At 49.4% G+C, this 22715-nt stretch carries 30 protein-coding genes; 19 read left to right on the forward strand and 11 right to left on the reverse strand.

Features of this window, described 5'->3' with window-relative positions; genetic code table 11:
• Positions 1–38 precede the first annotated feature (38 nt).
• From paaA to nadD, 5 genes are all read left to right on the forward strand, one after another.
• Complete coding sequence (gene paaA, locus F0L74_RS03445) at positions 39–1037, forward strand: 1,2-phenylacetyl-CoA epoxidase subunit PaaA (protein WP_149836423.1); 999 nt, start codon at positions 39–41, stop codon at positions 1035–1037.
• A gap of 141 nt (positions 1038–1178) precedes the next feature.
• Complete coding sequence (locus F0L74_RS03450; RefSeq protein ID WP_149836424.1) at positions 1179–1580, forward strand: 1,2-phenylacetyl-CoA epoxidase subunit B; 402 nt, start codon at positions 1179–1181, stop codon at positions 1578–1580.
• 91 nt (positions 1581–1671) lie between these two features.
• On the forward strand, positions 1672–2439 hold the full coding sequence (gene paaC / locus F0L74_RS03455) for a 1,2-phenylacetyl-CoA epoxidase subunit PaaC (protein WP_149836425.1): 768 nt from the start codon (positions 1672–1674) through the stop codon (positions 2437–2439).
• A gap of 12 nt (positions 2440–2451) precedes the next feature.
• On the forward strand, positions 2452–2943 hold the full coding sequence (paaD, locus tag F0L74_RS03460; RefSeq protein ID WP_149836426.1) for a 1,2-phenylacetyl-CoA epoxidase subunit PaaD: 492 nt from the start codon (positions 2452–2454) through the stop codon (positions 2941–2943).
• A 48-nt stretch (positions 2944–2991) separates the two neighbouring features.
• Positions 2992–3561, forward strand: a complete 570-nt coding sequence (nadD, locus tag F0L74_RS03465) for a nicotinate (nicotinamide) nucleotide adenylyltransferase (protein ID WP_149836427.1) — start codon at positions 2992–2994, stop codon at positions 3559–3561.
• Between the two features lie 53 nt (positions 3562–3614).
• Here the strand turns inward: nadD and F0L74_RS03470 are convergent, their stop codons facing one another.
• A complete protein-coding gene (locus F0L74_RS03470; protein ID WP_149836428.1) occupies positions 3615–4655 on the reverse strand; it encodes an AI-2E family transporter in 1041 nt (346 codons plus the stop codon).
• 187 nt (positions 4656–4842) lie between these two features.
• Here F0L74_RS03470 and F0L74_RS03475 point away from each other — a divergent pair, with 187 nt between their 5' ends.
• Genes F0L74_RS03475 through F0L74_RS03485 form a run of 3 tightly spaced genes read left to right on the forward strand, consistent with a single transcriptional unit; the run spans position 4843 to position 5865 of the window.
• Complete coding sequence (locus F0L74_RS03475; protein WP_149836429.1) at positions 4843–5037, forward strand: YtxH domain-containing protein; 195 nt, start codon at positions 4843–4845, stop codon at positions 5035–5037.
• Between the two features lie 18 nt (positions 5038–5055).
• Positions 5056–5439, forward strand: coding sequence for a hypothetical protein (locus tag F0L74_RS03480; RefSeq protein ID WP_149836430.1), 384 nt, complete (start codon positions 5056–5058; stop codon positions 5437–5439).
• Positions 5440–5490: 51 nt separating this feature from the next.
• Positions 5491–5865, forward strand: a complete 375-nt coding sequence (locus tag F0L74_RS03485) for a hypothetical protein (RefSeq protein WP_149836431.1) — start codon at positions 5491–5493, stop codon at positions 5863–5865.
• A 68-nt stretch (positions 5866–5933) separates the two neighbouring features.
• Here F0L74_RS03485 and F0L74_RS03490 read toward each other — a convergent pair whose 3' ends face one another.
• The gene (locus F0L74_RS03490; protein WP_149836432.1) at positions 5934–6959 is read right to left on the reverse strand and encodes a radical SAM/SPASM domain-containing protein; all 1026 of its coding nucleotides are present in this window, start codon (positions 6957–6959) and stop codon (positions 5934–5936) included.
• 165 nt (positions 6960–7124) lie between these two features.
• On the opposite strand from F0L74_RS03490, the gene F0L74_RS03495 reads away from it, so the two are divergent.
• A complete protein-coding gene (locus F0L74_RS03495; protein WP_149836433.1) occupies positions 7125–7883 on the forward strand; it encodes a glycoside hydrolase family 25 protein in 759 nt (252 codons plus the stop codon).
• Between the two features lie 17 nt (positions 7884–7900).
• A complete protein-coding gene (locus tag F0L74_RS03500; protein ID WP_149836434.1) occupies positions 7901–8167 on the forward strand; it encodes a hypothetical protein in 267 nt (88 codons plus the stop codon).
• 9 nt (positions 8168–8176) lie between these two features.
• Here F0L74_RS03500 and F0L74_RS03505 read toward each other — a convergent pair whose 3' ends face one another.
• From F0L74_RS03505 to F0L74_RS03515, 3 genes are all read right to left on the reverse strand, one after another.
• The gene (locus tag F0L74_RS03505; protein WP_149836435.1) at positions 8177–8710 is read right to left on the reverse strand and encodes a CAP domain-containing protein; all 534 of its coding nucleotides are present in this window, start codon (positions 8708–8710) and stop codon (positions 8177–8179) included.
• 349 nt (positions 8711–9059) lie between these two features.
• The gene (locus F0L74_RS03510; RefSeq protein ID WP_149836436.1) at positions 9060–9524 is read right to left on the reverse strand and encodes a PA2169 family four-helix-bundle protein; all 465 of its coding nucleotides are present in this window, start codon (positions 9522–9524) and stop codon (positions 9060–9062) included.
• Positions 9525–9552: 28 nt separating this feature from the next.
• Positions 9553–9762 (reverse strand): general stress protein CsbD, encoded by a 210-nt coding sequence (locus F0L74_RS03515; protein WP_149836437.1) that lies wholly within the window; start codon positions 9760–9762, stop codon positions 9553–9555.
• A gap of 300 nt (positions 9763–10062) precedes the next feature.
• Between F0L74_RS03515 and F0L74_RS03520 the strand changes: the two genes are divergently transcribed.
• Positions 10063–10248 (forward strand): hypothetical protein, encoded by a 186-nt coding sequence (locus F0L74_RS03520; RefSeq protein ID WP_149836438.1) that lies wholly within the window; start codon positions 10063–10065, stop codon positions 10246–10248.
• Between the two features lie 153 nt (positions 10249–10401).
• Here F0L74_RS03520 and F0L74_RS03525 read toward each other — a convergent pair whose 3' ends face one another.
• On the reverse strand, positions 10402–10839 hold the full coding sequence (locus F0L74_RS03525; protein WP_149836439.1) for a YybH family protein: 438 nt from the start codon (positions 10837–10839) through the stop codon (positions 10402–10404).
• A 117-nt stretch (positions 10840–10956) separates the two neighbouring features.
• On the opposite strand from F0L74_RS03525, the gene F0L74_RS03530 reads away from it, so the two are divergent.
• From F0L74_RS03530 to F0L74_RS03540, 3 genes are read left to right on the forward strand one after another with little or no spacing between them, the layout of a single operon-like run.
• Entirely contained in the window at positions 10957–12147 is a 1191-nt protein-coding gene (locus F0L74_RS03530) for a DegT/DnrJ/EryC1/StrS family aminotransferase (RefSeq protein WP_149836440.1), read from the forward strand.
• Positions 12144–12869: a 3-deoxy-manno-octulosonate cytidylyltransferase gene (kdsB, locus tag F0L74_RS03535; protein WP_149836441.1), complete on the forward strand. Its 726-nt coding sequence runs from the start codon at positions 12144–12146 to the stop codon at positions 12867–12869. Before F0L74_RS03530 ends, kdsB begins: the two co-directional genes overlap by 4 nt.
• Before the next feature lie 59 nt (positions 12870–12928).
• On the forward strand, positions 12929–14005 hold the full coding sequence (locus F0L74_RS03540) for an iron-containing alcohol dehydrogenase family protein (RefSeq protein ID WP_149836442.1): 1077 nt from the start codon (positions 12929–12931) through the stop codon (positions 14003–14005).
• A gap of 96 nt (positions 14006–14101) precedes the next feature.
• Here the strand turns inward: F0L74_RS03540 and F0L74_RS03545 are convergent, their stop codons facing one another.
• Complete coding sequence (locus F0L74_RS03545) at positions 14102–15337, reverse strand: MFS transporter (protein ID WP_149836443.1); 1236 nt, start codon at positions 15335–15337, stop codon at positions 14102–14104.
• A 139-nt stretch (positions 15338–15476) separates the two neighbouring features.
• Between F0L74_RS03545 and F0L74_RS03550 the strand changes: the two genes are divergently transcribed.
• The 3 genes from F0L74_RS03550 (at position 15477) to F0L74_RS03560 (ending at position 17353) form a co-directional block, all read left to right on the forward strand.
• Positions 15477–15947, forward strand: coding sequence for a Dps family protein (locus tag F0L74_RS03550; protein ID WP_149836444.1), 471 nt, complete (start codon positions 15477–15479; stop codon positions 15945–15947).
• Positions 15948–16015: 68 nt separating this feature from the next.
• Positions 16016–16774, forward strand: a complete 759-nt coding sequence (locus F0L74_RS03555) for an NYN domain-containing protein (RefSeq protein ID WP_149836445.1) — start codon at positions 16016–16018, stop codon at positions 16772–16774.
• A gap of 45 nt (positions 16775–16819) precedes the next feature.
• A complete protein-coding gene (locus F0L74_RS03560; RefSeq protein WP_149836446.1) occupies positions 16820–17353 on the forward strand; it encodes an O-acetyl-ADP-ribose deacetylase in 534 nt (177 codons plus the stop codon).
• Between the two features lie 59 nt (positions 17354–17412).
• On the opposite strand, the gene F0L74_RS33205 is transcribed toward F0L74_RS03560, so the two are convergent.
• From F0L74_RS33205 to F0L74_RS03570, 3 genes are all read right to left on the reverse strand, one after another.
• Positions 17413–17553 carry a hypothetical protein gene (locus tag F0L74_RS33205; RefSeq protein WP_188315844.1) on the reverse strand — a complete coding sequence of 47 codons (141 nt, stop codon included), beginning with the start codon at positions 17551–17553 and terminating at the stop codon, positions 17413–17415.
• A 69-nt stretch (positions 17554–17622) separates the two neighbouring features.
• Positions 17623–19605, reverse strand: a complete 1983-nt coding sequence (locus F0L74_RS03565) for an alpha-ketoacid dehydrogenase subunit alpha/beta (protein ID WP_149836447.1) — start codon at positions 19603–19605, stop codon at positions 17623–17625.
• A 2-nt stretch (positions 19606–19607) separates the two neighbouring features.
• Positions 19608–19949 (reverse strand): phage holin family protein, encoded by a 342-nt coding sequence (locus F0L74_RS03570; RefSeq protein ID WP_149836448.1) that lies wholly within the window; start codon positions 19947–19949, stop codon positions 19608–19610.
• Between the two features lie 126 nt (positions 19950–20075).
• Between F0L74_RS03570 and F0L74_RS03575 the strand changes: the two genes are divergently transcribed.
• Positions 20076–20513, forward strand: coding sequence for a lipocalin-like domain-containing protein (locus F0L74_RS03575; protein WP_149836449.1), 438 nt, complete (start codon positions 20076–20078; stop codon positions 20511–20513).
• A gap of 71 nt (positions 20514–20584) precedes the next feature.
• Here the strand turns inward: F0L74_RS03575 and F0L74_RS03580 are convergent, their stop codons facing one another.
• The gene (locus tag F0L74_RS03580; RefSeq protein ID WP_149836450.1) at positions 20585–21535 is read right to left on the reverse strand and encodes a hydroxypyruvate isomerase family protein; all 951 of its coding nucleotides are present in this window, start codon (positions 21533–21535) and stop codon (positions 20585–20587) included.
• 160 nt (positions 21536–21695) lie between these two features.
• Here F0L74_RS03580 and F0L74_RS03585 point away from each other — a divergent pair, with 160 nt between their 5' ends.
• Positions 21696–22673 carry a formylglycine-generating enzyme family protein gene (locus tag F0L74_RS03585; protein WP_149836451.1) on the forward strand — a complete coding sequence of 326 codons (978 nt, stop codon included), beginning with the start codon at positions 21696–21698 and terminating at the stop codon, positions 22671–22673.
• Positions 22674–22715: the final 42 nt, after the last annotated feature.

Genomic DNA, 22715 nt, shown 5'->3' on the forward strand with positions numbered 1-22715 from the left:
AAAAATCGTAATTTACAATCAACCAAAACAATCGTCCCATGTACGGTGGAGGATATATATTTGATGAGCCCAACAGGAAACAGTTGCGCGAGGAGCAACTGCACGACGACCCTGAGAAACTGGCCGCCTTTGAAGAGCGTATTGCCAAAGGAGAAAAGATAGAGCCCGGCGACTGGATGCCGGTAGAATACCGCCGGCAGCTTACCCGTCTTATTGAACAGCATGCACATTCTGAAGTCATAGGCGCATTGCCGGAGGGCACCTGGATCACGCGTGCACCGGGATTTAAGCGTAAGCTGGCCCTGATTGCCAAGGTACAGGACGAAGTTGGCCATGGACAGTTACTGTACAATGCTGCAGAAACGCTGGGCAAAAGCCGGGAAGCGATGATCAACGACTTGCTCAGTGGTAAGTCCAAATATTCCAATGTATTTAATTATCCGGCCATGACCTGGGCGGATGTTACCGTGATAGGCTTCCTGATAGACGCAGCCGCTATCGTAAACCAGGTAGCCAATGCAAAAGGCTCTTATGGCCCTTATTGCCGCGCCCTGGAGCGTATTTGCTATGAAGAGAGTTTTCACCTTAAACAAGGGCATGATGCGCTGATAGAGCTGGCTACCGGTACGCCGGTACAAAAGGCCATGCTGCAGGATGCCCTGAACCGGTGGTGGCAGCCTATTATGCATTTCTTTGGCCCGCCGGACAAAGTTTCCCAGCACTCAGAAAAGCTGATGCAATGGAAGGTAAAGATGGCTAGTAACGATGAAATGCGTAACCAGTTCCTGGACGCTTACGTACCCAAGATATGGGAGCTGGGCCTTACCCTGCCGGACGCACATCTGCATAAAAATCCCGAAACAGGCCGTTGGGAGTATACGGATCCTGACTGGGACCTGTTCTTTAAGGTGATCAACGGCGGCGGGCCGTGTAACCAGGAGCGCCTGCAGGTGCGCAAATGGGCGGAAACAGAAGGCCGCTGGGTGCGCAAAGCGCTCATGAAACCGGAAGAAAGGAAAGTAATGCCCGTGGCATAGATCAAATTTATTAGCCGTGCGCTAAAGTAGTGATATCAATTCAATTAACTGCCGGCAGGTAAGAAGAACTAATGCCGGAGCATAGATTAAGCGGCAATTTGGCTGCCTGCCAACAACCCGTTAGGTAAACGTTCAGCAAACATGTCAAACCAATCATATGATCCCCGCGTAAACCGCCTGAAGCTGGGGAGCACAGACGATCCGATAAAAGTAGAAGAAGGCGAGAACTGGAATATCTACGAAGTATTTCACCAGGAAAAAAGAGGCGCCCATCATGAGCATGTGGGCTGCGTACATGCGCCGGACCCACAGCTGGCGCTGGTATTTGCAAAAGAGCAGTTTGGCCGCCGCAAAAAATGTGTAAACCTTTGGGTGGTACGCAGCGCAGACATCCTGGCCTTTGACCTGGAAGATGAAGATATGTTTGCCAACAATATGGAGAAAACATACCGCGACGCCAGCGGATTTAAGGTAATGGAGAAGATCAATAAGTTCAAAGGGGCCGGCAAACAACCACCGGCCAAAGATGGCAAAGAAAAGTAACGGAGAACTTGCCTGCGGAAAGAAGGACCATATTAGAGGGGAAACAGGCATCCACGAAAAACTAAACCACGGAAGACTAAAATAATTACGCATGACTACCGCTCAGCAACAGGCAATTACGGACCTTATCACTAAAATGGCAGATGATGAACTGATCCTCGGACACCGGAATTCTGAATGGACCGGGTTAGGCCCTATTATGGAAGAAGACATTGCCTTTTCTTCCATGGCGCAGGATAAAATTGGCCATGCCTGGGCACTGTATCGCATATTACAGGAGCAGCTGCAGGGCCAGGATCCCGATCAGTTTGCCTTTATGCGCGCCGAGGCGGATTTTAAATGCTGCCACCTGGTAGAGATGCCCATTGGTACCTATGATTTTAGCCTGATGCGGCATTTCCTGTTTGACCACGCGGAAGCGGTACGTTATGACAGCCTGCAGCAAAGCAGCTTTGAGCCGCTGCAGCAACTAAGCCGGAAGCTGAAAGGAGAATTAAAATACCATACCCTGCATGCAGACGCCTGGATCATTCAGCTTTGCCGCGCAGGGGAGGAGAGTTATAACCGCCTGCAGGCAGCACTGGAAACCTGTTTGCCGCTGGCCTTTGGCATTTTTGAGCCAGCAAAAGAAGAGCAGGAGCTGACAGGCGCTAATATTTACCCCGGTGAGCGGGCATTGTTTGAGCGTTGGATGGATAACATCTATCCCGTGCTGGTAAACGCCTCCCTGAACATGCCGGATCCGGCGGGTATATCCCCTCAGTTTGGCGGGCGTTATGGGGAGCACACGCCGCACCTGCGGCCCCTGTTACAGGAAATGGGAGAGGTTTTCCGCCTGGACCCTACCGCCAACTGGTAATAATATGTAAACATGACAACAGACATCACCATAGACAATATTTACAAAGCGCTGGAGCAGGTCATGGACCCGGAGATACCGGTATTAAATGTACTGGACCTGGGTATGATCACCGGCGTAGCCCTGGAGGCGGATATGGTACACATAAAGATGATACCCACTTTTGCCGCCTGCCCGGCGGTAAGCCTTATACAACAGAATATACAAACCACGGTGGAAAAAACCACGGGCCTGCTGGTGCAGGTGACCGTAGATAAAGAGGTGCATTGGGAAAGCAACCGGCTTTCTGCCGCTGCTAAGGAAAAACTGCAACACTTTGGTATTGCGGCTCCCCAGGTGCACGAAGGCGAGCTGCGCGCAGAGATCATGCTGAACACCCCCTGCCCCCATTGCAGTAGTAAGAACACCTATCTGCGCTCTCCGTTTGGATCTACCCTTTGCCGGGCCATCCATTATTGCAAGGATTGCGGGATAGTATTTGAGCAGTTTAAGCCCGTGGGGTAAAACATGTTGTGCGGAATTTATATATTACAGCCCAAATAAAAGCTGCGCATGAAGATTGGCTTATATTTCGGGTCCTTTAATCCTATACATGTAGGACATTTGATCATTGCAAACTATGTAGCCTATAATACGGACCTGGATAAGGTATGGTTAGTTGTATCACCACAAAACCCCCTGAAGCCCTCTTCTTCCCTGTTAAATGAACATCACCGGTTTCACCTTACGGAGCTGGCCGTAAAAGGAGAGCAACGGCTAAGGGCCAGCAATATTGAGTTTACGCTGCCAAGGCCATCATTCACCATAGACACCCTTACTTACCTGGCAGAGAAATTTCCCACACAGGAGTTCACCGTTATCATGGGCAGCGACAGTTTTCAGAACATTACACGCTGGAAGAATTATGAACAGCTGATAAAACATTATCCCATCTACGTATACAAAAGGCCGGGGCATGAAATAACCGATACGCACGGCGCAAAAGTAGAGGTGTTAGAAGCGCCCCTGCTGGATATCTCCGCCACCACTATCCGCCGCTGGATCCAGGAGGGTAAGTCTATCCGGTACCTGGTGCCGGACAATGTTGCCGCATATATCATGGAGAACAATTACTACAAATAGTGGCTATAACTGTTGCTTAATGCTACAACTGTTTACAGCAGCTATGCCGCGGCTCATGGCGTTTTGATCACCTTCACCTCTCTCTTTTTCACCAGGAACTCATTGGAATAGATCTGTATCAGCAGAATAAACATAGAAATGAGCAGGGGGCCAAAGATAAGCCCGATAAAACCAAAGAGATTAACGCCCACAATTACCCCAAATACGGTAATTAGTGGATGTACATCCCCAATTTTTTTTGCCAGCAGAAAACGGAAGATATTATCAGAAGCGCCTACTACCACAAATCCATAGATCAGTACGCCCAGACCTTGCCAGGTATGGCCGTCCGCGATCAGGAAAATGCCCATGGGCACGTATACAGCCGCCGCCCCAATAATGGGGAGCATGGCAGTAAAGCTGGTTACCACAAACCAGAAGACCGGTTGGGGCACTTTAAAAATGAAATAGCCTATCAGCGCCACGATACCCTGTATAATGGCTATTAGCGGAATACCTACAGCATTGGCAAAGATCATGGTCTTTAATTCCATGCCCAGGCGGATCACATTTTCATCCTTGAGGGGAATATATTCGTAGAGGCCATCTTCCATTTCACGGGCATACACCAGCATAAAGTAGAGTACAAAGTACATGATAGCAATGGCTGTTACGGTATTAAAGGTAGCGCCCAGGAACATGGGGAGGAAGCTGCCAAGGGACTCCTGGAATTTTTGCAGGCGGGCCTCAGTAAGCAGGTTAAAGCCGGTAGCGTCCTGCAATCGTTTGTTTACGGTCTCTATTCCCTGTACCAACTCAGAGGAGTGCGAAATGGCATAACTTACTTTAGTGGTGAGCATATTAATAAGCAGCCCAAAGGGTAATAATATGATAATAAAGGAAAGGACCATGAGTAAAGCTGCAGCCAGGCTTTTTCTCCATTTACGCTGCTCTACCAGCAGCAGCATCCATTTACGGCTCAGGATATAAAGGCTAAGCGCCCCCAACAGACCGGGGAACAGGCCATAGAGCTCAGAAAAGAGCAATACGCCCCATAAGATGATGATCAGCAGAAAGAAGATCTGTTTTAAACGCGCATTGTCAAGATAGCTCATAGTACAAGAAGTGAAGGGTGAACAGGTTGTTGCCAAACCTACATGATTTTCTACGAATGACAAAAAGGGCTAATTTTAGGCCAATCCGGATGTCAATTAAGCAGGGGGCAAAAATTGTGGAATAATGTTTGTACCCGGTTAAATACCCTTGATAAAATTTAATGTTTAATCTAAAAACGTATTAACCATGAGTAACAGTTCAAAAGCCGTTGTTTCCTTTATTGTAGGCGCTGCCGTAGGTGTAGCCGTTGGTTATTTCCTGAATTCTGATAAAAAAGACGAGCTGGTTGAGAAGCTGCGTTATCAGTCAGACAAGCTGAAAGACCGCTTTAAAAAAAGGAAAGAGCAATTTGAGGATGCCATAGAAAACGAACTGGCATAATCCCATAAAATCATTTGCATGGAAGAAAACTTTAGCAATTATTTTAACCAAACCGGCAAGGTTGCCAAAGAGTATTTGGAAACCCGTTTGGACCTCATTAAGCTCCAGGCAGCAGGAAAGCTATCAAAGGCCTTAGGGCTTTTCTTCTCTTTAACCATGGCTTTCCTGCTGTTCTTTTTTGTGATCGTGTTCCTGGGCATGGTGGTAGGCTTTTGGATAGGGGAGCTAACGGGTAGTTATACCATCGGTTTCTCCTGTGCAGCGGGGCTTTTTGTGTTATTGCTGATCATTATGCTGATATTCCGTAAGGCGCTTATCCAACGCCCGCTGTCTAATATGCTCGTGCAGGAATTGTTAGGGGAGATGGATGATAAGGATGAGGAACACGAACCTGTAGCATAAAAGTATCCCATGGGGCAATTTCCAGTCAACAACAATGATAAACGTTTACACATGCAAAAGGTGAAAGTCACCAATTCTGATACCCTGGAGCAGGAGATAGCCCGCCTCAGGCGGCGCTCCCGTGACCTGGAAATGGAGCTGGGCACCAAGGTGGATTTCTTTAAGGAAAACTACAAGGGAATGGCCATTAATTCCGTTATACCTGGTGGCGGCAGTGGCAAGGGCTTCTTTAAGGTAGCCTCTCATATTGCTGGTATTGCCTGGGGAAGCCGCAATGTTAAATCCTTTGCCACCAGTGCCTTGATGACCGCTGTGGAGTTTATAGGCGTAAGGATGGGCATTAACCTGTTCAGTAAATATCAGCAGGGTAGAAGAAAGAGAAGGGCCCGCAAAAGAAGAGAGAAGGAAACGACGGAGGAAGGATAAAACGCCATCATCTGTCACGCCATTATGCCAGCATCCTCAGGGAGGATGCTATTTTTATGCGTATATGTTTAACCCCATACTTTAGTGCCTTCACTGCAATTGGCACAGATATCAATATTCTTACGGCCTTCTTTGATCTGGGTACGGAAACGTACATACTTTTCATCATACCATAACTCGCGGAAAGATTGTTGTTTCAGATCACCCAGTTTATGCTGCGCATCCTTATCAAAGCAACAGGGCGCTACCAGCCCATCCCAGGTAATAACAGGTGAACGCCATAAGCGCCAGCAACTATTGCCTAGTTTATTCTTAATGGTATAGGTACCGTCGTCATTCCGGTGATAGCGGCTGTATTTATCAATGGTGGGTATCAGGCGGTTGCCTTCTTCATAATCATATACCTGGGCGGTTTTGAAACGTACCTCATCCACGCCAATCTCTTTTGCCAGTTGTTTAATATCCTCAATCTGGTGCTCATTGGGTTTTACTACGAGGAATTGGAAGAATACAAAAGGCTTTTTGGAGTTAAGCTCCTTTTTCCATTTCACTATATTCTTAGCGCCCTGTATCACTTTCTCCAGGTTGCCACCCACCCGGTATTGGGTGTACACATCCTGGGTGGTGCCGTCTATGGAGATGATAAGCCGGTCCAATCCGCTCTCTACCGTTTTGCGTGCATTTGCCTCTGTAAGATAGTGGGCGTTAGTGGAGGTGGCGGTATAGAGGCCTTTTTCGCTGGCATACTTTACCATGTCCAGGAAACCGGGGTTCAGGTACGGCTCGCCCTGGAAATAGAAGATCAGGTATAAAAGGTCTTTTGAGATCTCGTCGATGGTTTTACGGAAAAAGTCCTGCTGCAGCATACCTGTGGGCCTGGTAAAGGCGCGGAGGCCGCTGGGGCATTCCGGGCAGCGGAGGTTACAGGAGGTAGTAGGCTCAAAGGAAATGGAGATAGGATACCCCCACTGTATGGGCTTCCCGGTCCATTTACTCACCAGGTAGCTGCTGAATACCTTGCCGGCGTTCCACGCCCGGCGGGGTGTGAACTTGGAGATCAGGTTCAGCGTATCATTCAGATTAAATTCCGGCATGGTATAGTCTCTTTGTATGTAAAATTAAGATAACTGTACTGTAATAGTAATAAAATATTTGCGCTATACTTGTACCCTGAGTTGTAAGTTGTTAATAGCTAATTGTTGGTAAACAAGTATTGCTAGCCCCTAATTACTAACCACTTACAGTAGCAAACAGGGAAAATGAAAATCTGGAAACAAGGACAGTCATTATTAGTATTACTATTTGTAGCAGCCCTGGCCATAGCGAGTTGGTGGTGGTGGCAACAGCGGCAGGAGGCGTTAAATTTTGTACGGTACGAAGAATTTGGCATAGATATGCCGGTAAATTATGCGATACACGGAATAGATGTATCCAAGTTCCAGAAAGATATTAACTGGGAAGCAGTACGGCAGATGCAGGTAGCCAGGATACGTATATCCTTTGCCTTTATTAAGGCTACAGAGGGTATTACCCGCCAGGACGCCGCCTTTAAACGCAATTGGCAAAAGGCAGGCAAGGCGGGATTGATACGTGGCGCCTATCATTTCTTTTATGCCACCCGTGACCCGATAAAACAGTCTATTAATTTCCGGAATGTGGTAACGCTGGAGTCTGGCGACCTGCCGCCCGTGCTGGATATTGAAACACATAATAACCAGCCGGCCGCCGTGATCCGCAGCACCGCCAAGATCTGGCTGGAGGAAATGGAAAAGGCGTATGGCGTAAAACCCATTATCTACACGAACCTGCGTTTTTATAACACCTACCTGGGAGATGAGTTTAATGATTACCCGTTGTGGATAGCCCATTATTACCAGAAAGAGCGGCCACGGGTAGACCGTGAATGGGTGTTTTGGCAGCACAGTGATATTGGCCGGGTGAATGGGATAAAAACAATTGTGGACTTTAATGTATTCAGAGGAGACAGTGCGGCGTTAATGAAATTATGCCTGCCTTAATCATATAACGGATCATTATGGAAGAGCCCAATAAAACAGAAGACCGGAAAGAACCATTGAATATGGAGCTGGTAATGTACTTTGTTAAGATCATGCGCACGCTGTTCCTGGGTTTTTTCTGGATGCTCATCAATGTTTTCCTGGGCTTATTCCTTGGGTTAGCCATACCGGAAGAGTCTACGCCCGGCCGCATGATCTTCTTTTACAGCTGGCTGGTGATAACGCTGGCCGGTTATATTTATATAGTATGGCGCTGGTGGCGGAAGAAAATGCCGCCACCATGAAACCCGGGCCTACTTGCTGGTAGTACCCAGCTCCATTGTCCAATACTTCTCATATTTGCCAATCCCCAGTTCATGAAAGCTGGCGCCCATCATATTCTGACAATGTTTGGGACTGCTTAACCAACCCAATATCACATTTTGTTCGTCAAAAGTGCCGGTGGCTATGTTTTCGCCATAAGTGGTCCAACGGTAGCCCAGGGCGTCCAGGCGCTGGCCGGGATTGCTGCCATTGGGCGCAATATGATCAAAGTACTGCTGGTCATTCATGTCTTTACTATGCAGCCAGGCCGCTTTTTCCAGGGTACCGTTCCAGGTAAGGGGCCCTACGGGAGGCATCTTGGTATCGCCACAGGTGCAACCGCGGCTACGCAGCCCGTTCACCAGACGTAACAGGGCGGTACGGTCCACTTTATTTTCAGGAAAGCTGTCTGTAACGGGCGCTGTATCGCCAGGAGTAATAGGTGTATTTGTTGCATCTTTTGTACAACAGATCACGGAAAGGGGCAGGCATATAAGCGCCACAAATCTTAAAAAGCCGGTCATTATTACCAGTTAAATCGTTAGGAATAGATAACTACCGGTTTGAGATAGAATAGTCGGGTTAAAATTGATCCGGTTGTTCAGAGGCAGGGTTAAAATTAATAGGAGTGGCCAAAGATAAGTTGCTATGGCGAAATTGAGTGAGGTTTTTTTGCAAAACGAATGTTAATCAACAGCGTTTAGCCTTTAGCTGTTAGCTATTAGTAGTTAAAACATGGCAAATAACAAGCAGTTGTTAGCTGCTGCCCGTTGAGCTGCTTGCTAAAAAGATAGCCGTTAACTGTTAGCAATTAAAACGGGATATTTTATCCGGTTCGATCACTAATAGCTAACGGCTAAAAGCTTACAGCTTTCATTTCTTGAGTTCCTTGTTCAGGTCGCGGTACTTCCTGATCCGGTCATGCGATAATTTAAGCTCCCCAAACTGACGGGTTATAATATCCAGTATATTCTGGGGGATCTCAATATCATTGGTCAGCGCCATGTTATACACCTTTAGGGTCACGTCTTCCCCATACTCGCAGGAAGCCAGTATGCTGTCATCGCTATTGGCGGTGAAATCAGCTTTCATATCCATCCAGGTGCGGTACAGGTCGCCAGCCACGCTGGTATCCGTTTCTTCTTCTCCACCTACTTCTTTTATATGCCGGTTCAGCTCAAAGCCGTATTCGCGGCTTTGGTCGGCCATGGATTGGAAGATGTGTTTCAGTCCCGGATCCTCTGTCTGAGCGACGGCCGTATCATACCCTGCTGCCCGGTCATTGTTCACTCTCACCAGGTCATTCATGGTCTTGATAAGGTCTGTGTACATGATCATAACGAAGGTTTTTAACGTTGCATAATTGCTACAATAATGCTTGCTGCAAATATGCTACCTGAAAGCTTTTGATAAGCCGGACGGTGTCCTCCTGGGATTTACCGGTCTTTGACTGCAGGCGCACGATCAGGTCCTGCTCTTTACCAAATTCATAGTTAAGGTCTTCTTCAGACAATTGGGAGTAACGTTGTTTTAGGATTTTCTTCAACTCCCACCATTCACGCAACTGGATCTTCATAATCTTAGCAGGTTTTTAATGTGATCAAAAAAAGTGTGGAAAAAAGAGGAGACAATTTCTATGCCCAGCCTTATAGATTGACTATCAAAGCCCCGGAAGGCAACTGCAATCGAATGACAGTTGGGGAAATGGCCTGTTAACAACACCCTCTTTGTGGAGCGGCGCCGTACATGTTGTGGAATTCACGCGTCACATTACACGCTTTTATGCCTGCTGATAAGCAGTTTATGGCTGGAATAAACTTTGCAACATGCTTCTTTACTACCTAAACCGGCAACTATGCCTTAACCGCATAAAATTATGGCCAACGATAAAAAGGGTAAAGGGGGGAATACCAAGGTAGACCGCCCTAAAAAGCCTGTAAAGATATTGAAGACGGATAAAGCTGACCAAACGCGCAATCCGCTACTGTCGGACTTGTCAGAGAAACCTGAGAAAGAGAATAAGGCGGTTCAGCAAAGTGAGGAAGATGAAGATGACATTTGACTCACCATATCGATATAAAATTGGAACTCCCATTAACAACATTCGACGATTTTAACAATTCAGGGAACAGTGTTTAGTCATAGTTCTTCTTTAATGTTGTGGTGTATAGCAGGCCGTCCCATTCCTGGGATGGTTTTCTTTTTTCAGGGAGTTTCAGCTACTATGATCTGCAATGATCTTCCAGGCGCCATTCAGTTTCCGGATCAGCAGGGTAAAATGCCCCTCCAGGTTGCCTGCCGTGCGCTGCAGCTGCCATTTACCCACCAGGAAGAAAAGGTCTGGCGCTAACTGCTTAAATTCCAGCAGGTTAAACTGCAGTTTGCCCATGGCGGCCGTATCCGGGTAGGACTTTTTATAACGTTCAAGGGTAGCCTGCCAGCCGTGCGTAATACCATTTTTGCCAATGAACAACAGGGAGTCTGATTGCCAGTAGGTTTGCATAAAACCTGGGATATTACCCTGGTTCCAGGCGGCTGTTTGTTGCTGCATTAGCTGCCGGATGGCCTGCTCCGGCGATTGCTGGGCATAACCCGGGCTGCTGAACAATAAGGCAGAGGATGCCAACAGAATAACAGACAACAGGAAACGCATGTTGAATTTTTAGCAAAAGATAAACAGTTTTTAGCTGTGCGGCAAATTTTGATTATACTACCTTTGCACCACGATAAAAAAAATACATCTTCATCAACACGTTAAAATCAACAGCTTATGCCAGGATTTGAACTATTTGGCGCCGAAGAAAAGAAAGAAGTGAACGACGTACTGGAAACCGGCATTTATATGCGTTATGGGTTTGATGGCCCCCGTAAAGGTATCTGGAAAGCCAAAGAACTGGAGCAGGCCATCAGCAGTAAGCTGAACGTTCCTTATACGCAGCTCACCTCCAGCGGCACCACCGCGCTTACCACTGCCCTGGCAGCCCTGGGCGTAGGCGCCGGCGATGAGGTGATCATGCCTACCTTCACCTTTGTAGCCAGTTTTGAAAGTATATTCTCTGTAGGCGCTACCCCCGTACTGGTGGATGTGGATGATACCCTTACCCTGGATCCCCGTGCAGTAGAAGCGGCTATCACCCCCCGCACCAAAGTGATCATGCCCGTGCACATGTGCGGCGCCATGGCGGATCTGGATGCGTTAAAAGCCATTTGCGACAAACACAGCCTTATATTACTGGAAGACGCCTGCCAGTCTTTTGGCGCCACTTATAAAGGCCAGGCCATCGGTACTATTGGTCATGCCGGCGCGTTCTCTTTTGACTTTGTAAAGACCATCACCTGCGCGGAAGGCGGGGCGGTGGTAACCCACGATAAAGACCTTTACATTAAATGCGACGGCTATTCCGATCATGGTCATGACCACCTGGGCGTAGACCGTGGGGCGGACCAGCATCCTTTTATGGGATACAATTTCCGGATCTCTGAGCTGCATGCCGCGGTGGGCCTGGCCCAGATACGCAAGCTGGACAAGTTCCTGGCTATACAGCGCACTACTAAAAAGATCTTTAAGGACGCATTAGCGACCATACCAGCAATAAGCTTCCGCCGCCTGCCGGATGCGGAAGGCGATAGCGCCACCTTCTTGGGCTTTTTCCTGCCGGAAGAAGGCCAGGCCCGCGCTGCGGCTGCCGCTATGAAGGCTGCCGGGCTGGCCGCTTTTTACTGGTACGACAATAACTGGCATTATATCCGCAACTGGGATCACTTTAAACAAAGCACATCCCTGAACCGTTTTGCACCCGGCCTGGCACAGGCGCTGGAGGTCTATAAGATCAAACAGTTCCCCGTATCAGATGCCATCATGAGCCGCTGCATATCCACGCCTATCAGCCTGGCCTGGAGTGAGCAGGAGGCAAAAGAGCGGGCAGACAAAATGGTGCAGGCAATAAAGAGCGTTTTATGAAGAAAATAGCTTTAATACCCGCCCGCTATGGCGCTACCCGGTTTCCCGGTAAGCTCATGGCTAAGCTGGGCGGCAAAGCCGTTATTACCCGCACCTATGAAAGCACGGTAAATACCGGCGTATTTGATGAGGTGATGGTGGTAACAGACAGCGACGTGATCTACCAGGAAATAACACAGCACGGCGGCAAGGCCGTGATGAGCAAAAAGGAGCACGAGTGCGGTACGGACCGGATAGCAGAAGCGGTGATGGATATGGATGTAGATATTGTGGTAAACGTACAGGGGGATGAGCCTTTTACCCAAAAAGGGCCCCTGGAAAAGCTGCTGCAGGTATTTGAAGGCGAGGCCGGCCAGCAGGTGCGGGTAGCCTCCCTGATGCAGGAACTGAAGGACTGGTCGGCTATCGAAGATCCCAACTATGTAAAGGTTGCGGTGGATAAGCAGTTCAACGCCCTGTTCTTCTCCCGTTCCGTAATACCCTATCCGCGGGATAAGCAGGTAAAAAGCATTTACTACGAACATATAGGCATTTATGCCTTTCGCAAGCAAACCTTGCTGGAGTTTACCCAATTGCCGGTAAGCCCGCTGGAGGCCGCTGAGAAAATAGAATGCCTGCGCTACCTGGAGAATGGCATACCCATGAAAATGGTGGTAACGGATTATATGGGCGTGGAAATAGACACCCCGGAAGACCTGGAGAAAGCGGCCAGGCTCTTATAAATGAACAAAGGCCTGTAAGCCGGCGTTTAACAAACAACTAAAACGATACAATCTCAGGGATGAAATTCAGGAATTTTAAGCTGGTAGGTTATGTAATATTTGGCCGTGGCGCCTTTAACCAATTGGACGAGATACTGGCACCGCAACGTAAGGGCGATGCGCCGATGATCTTTTTTGTGGATCATTTCTTCCGGGATAAACCGGCTTTTACCGGCCGGCTGCCGCTACAGGTCAAGGATAAGATCGTATTCATAGATGTTACCCACGAGCCCAAGACCAGTTATGTGGATCAGCTGCGGGATGAGCTGCAGGCGGAGTTTGGACAGGTATCCGGTATTGTGGGCATAGGCGGCGGCTCCACCATGGATATGGCCAAGGCCGTATCGCTGATGATGACCAACCCCGGTTCCGCTGCGGATTACCAGGGATGGGACCTGTTAAAGCACCCCGGTGTTTATAAAGTGGGCGTACCCACCCTATCCGGCACGGGCGCAGAGGTAAGCCGTACCACGGTACTTACCGGGCCAACCAAAAAGCTGGGCCTGAACTCTGATTTCACTCCTTTTGACCAGATCGTACTGGACCCTGAGTTAGTAAAAGACGCACCCGTGAACCAGCGGTTCTATACCGCCATGGATTGTTATATACACTGTGTTGAATCCCTGGAGGGTACTTACCTGAACGCATTTAGCCGCTCTTACGGAGAAAAGGCCCTGGAATTGTGCCAGGAAATATTCCTGAAAAAGCCGCACTGGGATGATGATGCGGATGAGAAACTGATGATGGCCTCCTATGCCGGGGGTATGAGCATTGCCTACTCGCAGGTGGGCGTGGCCCATGCGGTAAGTTATGGCCTCAGCTACCTGCTGGGTACCCATCATGGCGTAGGCAACTGTATTGTGTTTGATAAGCTGGAGGAGTTTTATCCCCAGGGCGTGCTGGAGTTTAAGGAGATGGTGGCCCGTCATAACATCACAATACCGCAGCACATTACCAAAGGGCTTAGCGATGAGCAGTTCAACAAAATGATCGATGTTTCTATGGGGCTGGCTCCTTTATGGGAAAATGCCCTGGGCAAGGACTGGCAGCAGCAGATGAGCCGTGAGCGCCTGCGTGCCCTGTATGAAAGATTGTAATCAAATAACTACCACGCCTCCAACGGTAGGGTATATAAAAAAGAAGGTGTATCGTATTACGGTACACCTTCGTCTATTTATATAAAGATCAATTGCTTATAACCATCTGCGGAAAGGCGTTTTGATATGCGCCTTCATATGTACCAGCCGCCACATCACTTTCAAACGGTGGTTGTCATAGATCAGGAAGAGATAACAAACCGCCATTAGGGTGGCTACGCCCATTACCCCAAAAGCAAGTGGGAAGTAAGCGGCATTGTTGTGATAGATGAAGGCGGAGAGGTAAGCGCCCAGGCCTATACCTGCTTCCATGGCAATATACATGGTAGCCAGTGCGCGGCCCCGGAATTCAGGATTACCCAGGTCCACCGTCCAGGCGGTAACAGCAGGGGAGTTTAATCCTACAGAAATGCCGTATATTATAGCCGCTAACATCATCATATAAGGGGTGGTAGCAGTAGCCAGCATAAAGAGGGAAATGGCCATGGTAACGGCAGACAGCTTTAACACCGGCAACCGGCCGTATTTATCGGAAACCTTACCGGCCAGCAGGCGGATGCCAATGGAGGCTGCGGTAAAGAAGGTAAAGAACAACCCTTTATTATGGATGCCCAGATGCTGGCTAAAGTCCGGGATGATGGTCAGTAAAGCGCCGTAGCTCAGGAAGCAGAGGAACGTAACGATCACCGGGGCTATTACCAGGGGCTCAAATATTTCACTGCGGGAGATCTTTAACAAGGATGGACGGAACTTCTGACGGTCAGGCAATGTTTCCCTTAAACCGCCCACCAGTATTACCACTGACAGCAGGGCAAATACAGCGGATACCTGGAACATCACATATATATTCCAGCGGGCAGCGATAAAACCCCCGATAGCGGGTCCCATGGCCAGGCCGATGGTGCTGAACAGCCCTACCATACCCATAGCCTCCGCGCGGCGGTTATAAGGTACCAGATCTGATATATAGGCGCTGGTGCCGGTAGGCTTAAAGCCGGTAGAGAAACCATGAAAGAAACGGAGTAAGAGGAATGCGCCAACAGAGCTAACCAGTGGATACAGGAGGCTGCATACTACACAAACGAGGGAGCCGAAGATCATGACCGGCACCCTGCCAACAGTATCTGTCAATTTGCCGCTGAAGGGTCGTGAGAGTCCTGCCATCAAGGTAAAAAGTGCCAGGATGTAGCCTTTATAGTCTGCACCTCCCATACTGCTCAGGTAAGCAGGTAATTCGGGGATAAGCATATTGTAACTGGCGGAGAATACTGCATTACTAAGGCAAAGTAATATAAAATGCGTGGTGTATATTCTCCCCGACGACTGTTCCATACCACAAAATTATGAAGTATGGCACAATAATAGCAAAAGAAGCGGCACCTTTACATCCTATTTTCGTAGGATTTCTATCAAAAATGACAGCCACCACACAAACCATTAGGAACAAGTAGAACAATTAAATCTAACTCACATGAAAGCAAACATCGGAATCTCAGAAGAGCACCTGCAACAGGTAGCATTGGAATTGAACAAGGCCCTGGCAGACCTGGTAGTGTTGTACACTAAAACCCGTAATTACCATTGGAATGTAGAGGGCTCCAGCTTTATGGAATTACACAAATTCTATGAGGAGCAGTATGGCCAGCTGGAAGAAGCTATCGACGACGTGGCAGAGAGGATCCGTTCCCTGGGTCACTATGCGGAAGGCCGTTTGTCAGATTTCCTGAAGCTGGCCAGTCTGGTGGAGCAGGAGTACACCAATGATCCCAAGGCTCAGCTCACTAACCTCCTGAGTGATCATGAGACCATTATCCGCAACCTGCGCAGGCTCGTAGACGAGTTTGACGTTAAGTACAAGGACAAAGGTACCAGTGATTTTGTTACCGGATTAATGGAAGACCATGAGAAAATGGCCTGGATGATCCGCTCCTACCTCAGATAATCCCCTTTCATTATTAGCCGGCACGCAGATCTTTTGTAATATTATAGTACTAAACCCTTTAATGGCTTATGGACAGTAATGCAAAAGATCTGCGGCTAGCCGTGCTGATCGACGCTGATAATATTCCCCATAGCAATATAAAGGCTATGATGGAGGAAGTAGCCAAATATGGCATTCCCACCTTTAAAAGGATCTATGGCGACTGGACCAAACCCCACCTCAGCGGCTGGAAGACCGTGCTGCTGGAGAACGCCATTAACCCCGTACAGCAATACAGTTATACCACCGGCAAGAACTCCACTGACTCTGCGATGATCATAGACGCTATGGACATCCTGTACACCGGCCGGGTAGACGGGTTTTGCCTGGTTACCAGCGATAGCGATTTTACCCGCCTGGCCACCCGCCTGCGGGAAGCCGGCATGCGCGTGTTTGGCCTGGGCGAGATGAAGACCCCGGCCGCTTTCCGGGCCGCCTGTGATAAGTTCATTTACCTGGAGATATTACAGCAGAACCGGGAACGGGAAACGACGCCTGCCAAGAGTAAAGCCAGTAAAGGCAAGGCAACAAAAGGCATCAGTAAAGCAGACCGGGAACTGATCAACCTGCTTTCTTCCAGTATTAATGATATTGCAGACGAAGACGGTTGGGCGTACCTTGGGGAGCTGGGCAACCTGTTGCTAAAGAAACAACCGGATTTTGACGCGCGTAACTATGGGTATAATAAACTGATACAGCTGATCAAGAATTTTGACCGTTTTGAGGTGGATATCCGGGAGAGCGGGAGGAAGGGGAAGCTGGTGTATGTAAGGGAGATACAGCGGTAGGCAGATATGTTTGGGAAAATACAGGGAGAAATACAACATTAGCATATGGATATACACGAAAGGATCACTGCGCAGCAGGGCGATATTACCAAAACACAGGCGGATGCGATCGTAAATGCGGCCAATACCTCCCTGATGGGAGGCGGCGGAGTAGATGGCGCCATCCATCGTGCCGGGGGCCCGGCCATACTGGACGATTGCCGGAAGATAGTGGCCCGCCAGGGCGGTTGCGCCGTAGGAGAGGCGGTGATCACCACCGCAGGCCGGTTGCCGGCCAAACACGTGATCCATACCGTAGGGCCTGTATGGAATGGCGGTAATAAAAACGAAGAGGAAAAGTTGGCCAGTTGTTACCGGAACGCTTTGCAGCTGGCGGTGGATAATGGGTTAGCCACTATTGCCTTCCCGAATATCAGCACTGGTATTTACCGTTTCCCGAAGGACCGGGCGGCCGGCATAGCCGTTCAAACTATCCGTGTTTTCCTGGAAACGCATACCGGCATACAGCAGGTACTGCTGGTATGTTTTGATGAGGAGAACCTGCGCTACACCCAACAGGCATTACAGCAGCAGGCATAAAAAAGCCCCGGCACACCGGGGCTGATATATAATAAGCTAAAAAGTTCGCAGCTAATAGATTACGGCTTCACATACTTGATGGTAGCGTACAGGAACATCAATGCAAACAGCGCTATCAGCACGAATACCAAAACACCACCTACCTTGTCAAAGGTCTGATAAAACTCCGTTGTCTTTACCGTTAAGAGCGTATGCAACATAATATTAAGTATTTAAATATTGAATGCAAGTTAGGCCATTCCGTTTAAAAATCCCATAGCCCAATATTATCAATATGCTGCCAGCTGCCGGATACACTGATCCAGCCGGGATTTGGCCAGAAAATTTTTTTCAAGCTCGCCTGCAAAAGGGACCGGCGTATCCAGGCTGGCGCAGCGGAGTATGGGGGCGTCCAGCAGTGAGAAACAGTGTTCCGCTATCCAGGCGGCTATCTCTCCGCCAAAACCGCCGGTGAGGGTGTCCTCATGGAGTATCAGCACTTTGCCGGTTTGGGCCACGGCGGCATAGATAGCTTCGTAGTCCAGCGGTAGCAGGGTGCGCAGGTCCAGGATGTGGAGGGATAGCTGCGGATGCTGACGGGCATAGTCCAATGCCCAGTGTACGCCGCTGCCGTAGGTGATGATCGTGATCTCTGAGCCGTCCTGTACTATATTCGCTTTTCCGATGGGCACTGTATGCCAGCCCTCCGGCACGGGACCGGTGATGCTGCGGTACAAGGCCTTATGCTCAAAATAGAGTACCGGGTTGGGATCCGCTATGGCGGCCAGGAGCAGGCCATAGGCATCTGCCGGGGTAGCCGGGTACACTACTTTAAGGCCGGGGGTATGGGTAAACCAGGCCTCATTACTCTGGGAGTGGAACGGGCCTGCGCCTACGCCGGCGCCGGCCGGGAGGCGTATCACTACATCAGCCGCCTGTCCCCAGCGGTAATGGATCTTGGCCAGGTTATTTACGATCTGGTTAAAGCCGCAGCTTACAAAATCAGCAAACTGCATTTCCACCATACTCTTGTAACCCATAAGGGATAGGCCCAGGGCCGCGCCTATAATGGCGCTTTCGCACAGGGGCGTATTACGTACCCGTTCCTTACCAAACAGCTCCACAAACCCTTCTGTGATCTTAAATGCGCCGCCATATTCCGCGATATCCTGTCCCATGAGCACCAGGTTAGGGTATTGCTCCATGGCGGTCTTAAGCGCGCCGGAAATGGCATTAATAAAGCGGGTATCGTGGGTGGTGTGTACTGCCGGGGCGGGCTGCGCTGGCGGCAGGGGGGCGTAGATATCGCCCAGCTCTGTGCCGGTATCTACCAGCGGCGGCTCCGTTTCCGTAAGGGCCTGGTTCACGGCATCGTCTATCTGGTGTTTGAGCTCCTGGTGCAGGGCGTCTATGCCGGCGGCGTCCAGGAGGCCAATAAATTGCAGGAAGGCTTCGTAATGGTGGATAGGGTCCCTTTGGGCCCATTCTTCCAGCAGGGCGGGCGGCACGTATTTGATGCCGCTGGCCTCTTCATGGCCCCGCATACGGAAGGTGAGGGCTTCTATCAATACCGGTTTGCTTTCTCGCAGGGCATATGCTTTGGCTTCCGTAACGGCGTGGTATACTTCCAGGAGGTTGTTGCCATCTATCTGCATGCTGCGCATACCGTAGCCGATGGCTTTATCCGTGAGCTGTTTGGCGCGGTACTGTTCCGTTACCGGGGTACTAAGGCCGTAGCCATTGTTCTCTACCAGGAAAATAACGGGCAGGTCCCATACGGCCGCCACGTTGAGCGCCTCATGAAACTCGCCCTCGCTGGTACCGCCTTCGCCGGTAAAGGCGAGGGCCAGTTTTTGCTGCCCGGCCAGTTTGGAGGCCAGGGCAATACCGTCTGCGATGGACAGCTGCGGACCCAGGTGGGAGATCATGCCGCAGATGTGGTGTTCGCGGCTGCCGAAATGAAAAGAGCGTTCCCGGCCCTTGCTGTAGCCGTGCTGGCTGCCCTGCCACTGCAGGAACAGTTTCTCTAATGGCATGCCCCTTGCGGTAAATACACCAAGGTTGCGGTGCAGGGGCAGGATCCATTCATCCGGAGAGAGGGCCAGCGTGGCGCCCACCGCAATGGCTTCCTGGCCTATGCCGGAAAACCATTTGCTAATGCGGCCCTGCCGCAGCAATAACAGCATCTTTTCTTCTATCAACCGCGGGTATAATAAAGCGCGGTGGAAGGATAGCAACTGCTCATCGCTGATATGGGAACGGTCGAAGTACATAATTAGTTATCACTGGCAAGACCGTGCATAATGCTGTTGATCACGGTCATTACTATACTGAATATTAATGCCCAGAAAAAACCATCTACCCGGAAGCCTTTTACCAGGTTGGCGGCCAGCAGGATGATGATGGCATTGATCACCAGCAGGAACAATCCCAGGGTAAGGATGGTAGCCGGCAGGGTAAGGATAATAAGGATAGGCTTTACCAGCAGGTTCAGTACTGCCAGTACTAAAGCCAGTATAAGCGCCGTTATAAAGTTGTCGATCTTAACACCGGGTAACAGGTAAGCGGTTAACATAGCGGCCAAGGCACTTACCAATAAGCGGATCAGAAATCCCATAAAAACAGATATTTAAGTTAAGTTAAGAAAATAGCATCAGAAAATGTGGCTGCAAAGGTAACAGCATAAAAAGTTTAGTTTCAGGATAAACCTATTATTTTTGTAATATAATAAACCATATCTACCATGCAAAAATCTATTGTGCGACTACTGGCCCTGGCGGGCGTTTTTACCTTGCTTTTTATAGCCTGCAGCAAGGATGATGATACCCCACCAGAGAACAAAATGATCCAGGGTAACTGGCAATTCGATTTTTCCATTGATACTGTATTTAATCCGCAGAATGCGGTAGTATCTATAGATACAACTACCAGCGCGGATGTAAGCGGCGCATATTTTAACCTGAAGGCTGACGGGAAATTTGAGGCTAACCTGAGCGATACCGTTGTTACGGGTACTTACCGTTTAATAAATGGCCAGACACTGGAGTTGACCAACAACCAGGGCATTTCTGACCAGGTGCCGGTGATCACGCTTACAGATACCCAAATGGTATTTATGGTACGGGATAATGATTATGGCAACGGCAATTACAGCAAAGAATATTTTCACCTGAAAAAATAACTATCAGGGTTTCAATAAAAAAAGGATGAAGTACACGCTTCATCCTTTTTTATTGAACGATATAACGATCGTTAGCCCAGGAAATCATCTGCCTCACGATAGGCTTTTATCACCGCCGCTTCGCCTTCCTTGCCGGATTGGGAATTGCCATGCTCCATACCCAGTATGCCTTTGTAGCCTTTTTCGTGCAGGTGCTTAAAGATATTCTTATAATTGATCTCGCCGGTACCTGGCTCTTTACGGCCGGGGTTATCACCTATCTGGATGTACGCGATCTCTTCCCAGCACATATCCATCATGGGGATAAGGTGACCGGTGTTGCGCTGCATGTGGTAGATATCATACAGTATTTTACAGGAGGGGCTTTTTACGGCCTTACAGATCTCGTAGGTCTGGTCTGCAGTGCGCAGGAACAGTTCCGGCGTATCGCTGAGCGGTTCCAGCACCATAATAAGACCATGCGGTTCCAGGATCTCCGCGCCTAAACGCAGGGCCTCTACCACATTAGCGGTTTGGATGCCGATGGGCAGTTTACGCTCAAAAAAGCCCGGTACCACGGTAGCCCATTTGGCATTACAACGTTTGGCTGTTTCTACGGCTGATTTGCAAACTTTTACAAAAGTGTCTTTAAACTCCTGTTTGCCGGTAGCGAGGGATACCTTCCAGTTATCGCCGCCTTCGATCACGAATACGCCCATCTGCATATCCAGTTTGGCCAGCAGGTTGCCTATCTTTTCCTGTTCTGCCGGGTCCCTTTTGAGCATGCCATTGTCTTCTATGCCCCGGAAGCCCTGGTCGTGCATAAACCGGATCTGGTCCAGGAAATTATCGCCGGCGCTGTTCTTGAACATGCCATCATGGGGGGCATAGTTCATGTTAAAGGGTTTTGCCATAGCAGTACCGGTAGCGGCTGCATGGGCGTTGGTTCCGGTGGCAGCAGCATGAGCCGCGGCGCCGGCGCCAAAAGTCAGGGCCGATATACTGGCCAGGGTACCTTGTTGCAGGAAGGTTCTTCTTTCCATAACGTTACGAAGGGTTAAGGGTGATGCTATATGGGCACTAAATTTAATGGCTTTTCATTTGAATATTTATAGTTTTTTATCCTTTTATAGGGAACCTTATCAAATAAGTATTGGATTCCAGGAACGGATTTAATAAATTCACCAGCCTACTTGTTATTGTATGATGAAACAACTGACGACGCTGGCGTTAACAGGTGTGTTAGCTCATTCTGTACTGGCTCAAAGCGCATCTAACGCCGCCACAGCGTTTACCACGTATGAAACAAAACTTCCGGGAACGGATATCAGCTTTAAGATGGTGCCTATTGAAGGCGGGTCCTTTATGATTGGCAGTCCGGCTACGGAAAAAGGGCGGGCCGCAGATGAGGGGCCGCAGCAAAAGGTAACGATATCGCCCTTCTGGATGGGCGCTCATGAAGTTACTTTTGATGAATATGACGTGTATACCGACCCGGAAAAGGATAAAACGCCTATGCCGGATGGTATGACCCGCCCCAGTCCGCCGTATATAGACCTTACCCTGGGCATGGGCAAAAGCGGAGGCTACCCGGCCAACAGCATGAGCCAGTATGGCGCGCTGATGTACTGCCGCTGGTTATATATAAACACCGGCATATTTTACCGCCTGCCCACCGAAGCGGAATGGGAGTATGCCTGCCGGGCCGGCGCTACTACCGCCTGGCCTTTTGGGAACGAAGCCGGCGCTTTAAAGGATTATGCCTGGTATGCCGCCAACAGCGAGGGTAAATATCATAAAGTAGGCGAGCTAAAGCCCAACGCCTGGGGCCTGTACGATATGCTGGGCAATGTAGCAGAATGGACGCTGGACCAGTATGACGCGCAGTTCCTGGAGCATGCGGGCGCTAAGGACCCCTGGAACAAACCTACCGCCAAAACACCGCGCACCATTAAAGGCGGCAATTACCAGGATGAACCGGCGCAGCTGCGCGCAGCGGCCCGCCTGAAATCAGACCCGGAGTGGAACCGCCGCGACCCGCAGATCCCCAAGAGTAAATGGTGGAATGCGGATGCGCCTTTTATAGGTTTCCGGATAGTGCGGCCCTTGCAACAGCCCACTAAGGAGGAGGCCGAACAATTCTTTGCAGATGTACTGGACAAATATAAAGGAGCACGATAAGGTACGCGCTCCTGCCTTATGAATTTCACACTATAAAACTGC

This window comes from Chitinophaga agrisoli, assembly GCF_008386695.1.
In the GTDB taxonomy this organism is placed as follows: domain Bacteria; phylum Bacteroidota; class Bacteroidia; order Chitinophagales; family Chitinophagaceae; genus Chitinophaga; species Chitinophaga agrisoli.

What these genes read in the sequence shown, in the direction of transcription:
- F0L74_RS03575 (WP_149836449.1), top strand. Translation starts at nt 20,076, where the DNA reads ATGCAAAAATCTATTGTGCGACTACTGGCCCTGGCGGGCGTTTTTACC.
- F0L74_RS03540 (WP_149836442.1), top strand. Translation starts at nt 12,929, where the DNA reads ATGAAATTCAGGAATTTTAAGCTGGTAGGTTATGTAATATTTGGCCGT.
- F0L74_RS03565 (WP_149836447.1), bottom strand. Translation starts at nt 19,605, where the DNA reads ATGTACTTCGACCGTTCCCATATCAGCGATGAGCAGTTGCTATCCTTC.
- paaC (WP_149836425.1), top strand. Translation starts at nt 1,672, where the DNA reads ATGACTACCGCTCAGCAACAGGCAATTACGGACCTTATCACTAAAATG.
- F0L74_RS03520 (WP_149836438.1), top strand. Translation starts at nt 10,063, where the DNA reads ATGGCCAACGATAAAAAGGGTAAAGGGGGGAATACCAAGGTAGACCGC.
- F0L74_RS03515 (WP_149836437.1), bottom strand. Translation starts at nt 9,762, where the DNA reads ATGAAGATCCAGTTGCGTGAATGGTGGGAGTTGAAGAAAATCCTAAAA.
- F0L74_RS03500 (WP_149836434.1), top strand. Translation starts at nt 7,901, where the DNA reads ATGGAAGAGCCCAATAAAACAGAAGACCGGAAAGAACCATTGAATATG.
- F0L74_RS03560 (WP_149836446.1), top strand. Translation starts at nt 16,820, where the DNA reads ATGGATATACACGAAAGGATCACTGCGCAGCAGGGCGATATTACCAAA.
- F0L74_RS03470 (WP_149836428.1), bottom strand. Translation starts at nt 4,655, where the DNA reads ATGAGCTATCTTGACAATGCGCGTTTAAAACAGATCTTCTTTCTGCTG.
- F0L74_RS03480 (WP_149836430.1), top strand. Translation starts at nt 5,056, where the DNA reads ATGGAAGAAAACTTTAGCAATTATTTTAACCAAACCGGCAAGGTTGCC.
- F0L74_RS03580 (WP_149836450.1), bottom strand. Translation starts at nt 21,535, where the DNA reads ATGGAAAGAAGAACCTTCCTGCAACAAGGTACCCTGGCCAGTATATCG.
- F0L74_RS03545 (WP_149836443.1), bottom strand. Translation starts at nt 15,337, where the DNA reads ATGGAACAGTCGTCGGGGAGAATATACACCACGCATTTTATATTACTT.
- F0L74_RS33205 (WP_188315844.1), bottom strand. Translation starts at nt 17,553, where the DNA reads ATGTTGCATACGCTCTTAACGGTAAAGACAACGGAGTTTTATCAGACC.
- F0L74_RS03585 (WP_149836451.1), top strand. Translation starts at nt 21,696, where the DNA reads ATGATGAAACAACTGACGACGCTGGCGTTAACAGGTGTGTTAGCTCAT.
- F0L74_RS03570 (WP_149836448.1), bottom strand. Translation starts at nt 19,949, where the DNA reads ATGGGATTTCTGATCCGCTTATTGGTAAGTGCCTTGGCCGCTATGTTA.
- nadD (WP_149836427.1), top strand. Translation starts at nt 2,992, where the DNA reads ATGAAGATTGGCTTATATTTCGGGTCCTTTAATCCTATACATGTAGGA.
- F0L74_RS03475 (WP_149836429.1), top strand. Translation starts at nt 4,843, where the DNA reads ATGAGTAACAGTTCAAAAGCCGTTGTTTCCTTTATTGTAGGCGCTGCC.
- F0L74_RS03510 (WP_149836436.1), bottom strand. Translation starts at nt 9,524, where the DNA reads ATGATCATGTACACAGACCTTATCAAGACCATGAATGACCTGGTGAGA.
- F0L74_RS03505 (WP_149836435.1), bottom strand. Translation starts at nt 8,710, where the DNA reads ATGACCGGCTTTTTAAGATTTGTGGCGCTTATATGCCTGCCCCTTTCC.
- F0L74_RS03495 (WP_149836433.1), top strand. Translation starts at nt 7,125, where the DNA reads ATGAAAATCTGGAAACAAGGACAGTCATTATTAGTATTACTATTTGTA.
- F0L74_RS03490 (WP_149836432.1), bottom strand. Translation starts at nt 6,959, where the DNA reads ATGCCGGAATTTAATCTGAATGATACGCTGAACCTGATCTCCAAGTTC.
- kdsB (WP_149836441.1), top strand. Translation starts at nt 12,144, where the DNA reads ATGAAGAAAATAGCTTTAATACCCGCCCGCTATGGCGCTACCCGGTTT.
- F0L74_RS03485 (WP_149836431.1), top strand. Translation starts at nt 5,491, where the DNA reads ATGCAAAAGGTGAAAGTCACCAATTCTGATACCCTGGAGCAGGAGATA.
- F0L74_RS03555 (WP_149836445.1), top strand. Translation starts at nt 16,016, where the DNA reads ATGGACAGTAATGCAAAAGATCTGCGGCTAGCCGTGCTGATCGACGCT.
- F0L74_RS03530 (WP_149836440.1), top strand. Translation starts at nt 10,957, where the DNA reads ATGCCAGGATTTGAACTATTTGGCGCCGAAGAAAAGAAAGAAGTGAAC.
- paaD (WP_149836426.1), top strand. Translation starts at nt 2,452, where the DNA reads ATGACAACAGACATCACCATAGACAATATTTACAAAGCGCTGGAGCAG.
- F0L74_RS03550 (WP_149836444.1), top strand. Translation starts at nt 15,477, where the DNA reads ATGAAAGCAAACATCGGAATCTCAGAAGAGCACCTGCAACAGGTAGCA.
- F0L74_RS03525 (WP_149836439.1), bottom strand. Translation starts at nt 10,839, where the DNA reads ATGCGTTTCCTGTTGTCTGTTATTCTGTTGGCATCCTCTGCCTTATTG.
- F0L74_RS03450 (WP_149836424.1), top strand. Translation starts at nt 1,179, where the DNA reads ATGTCAAACCAATCATATGATCCCCGCGTAAACCGCCTGAAGCTGGGG.
- paaA (WP_149836423.1), top strand. Translation starts at nt 39, where the DNA reads ATGTACGGTGGAGGATATATATTTGATGAGCCCAACAGGAAACAGTTG.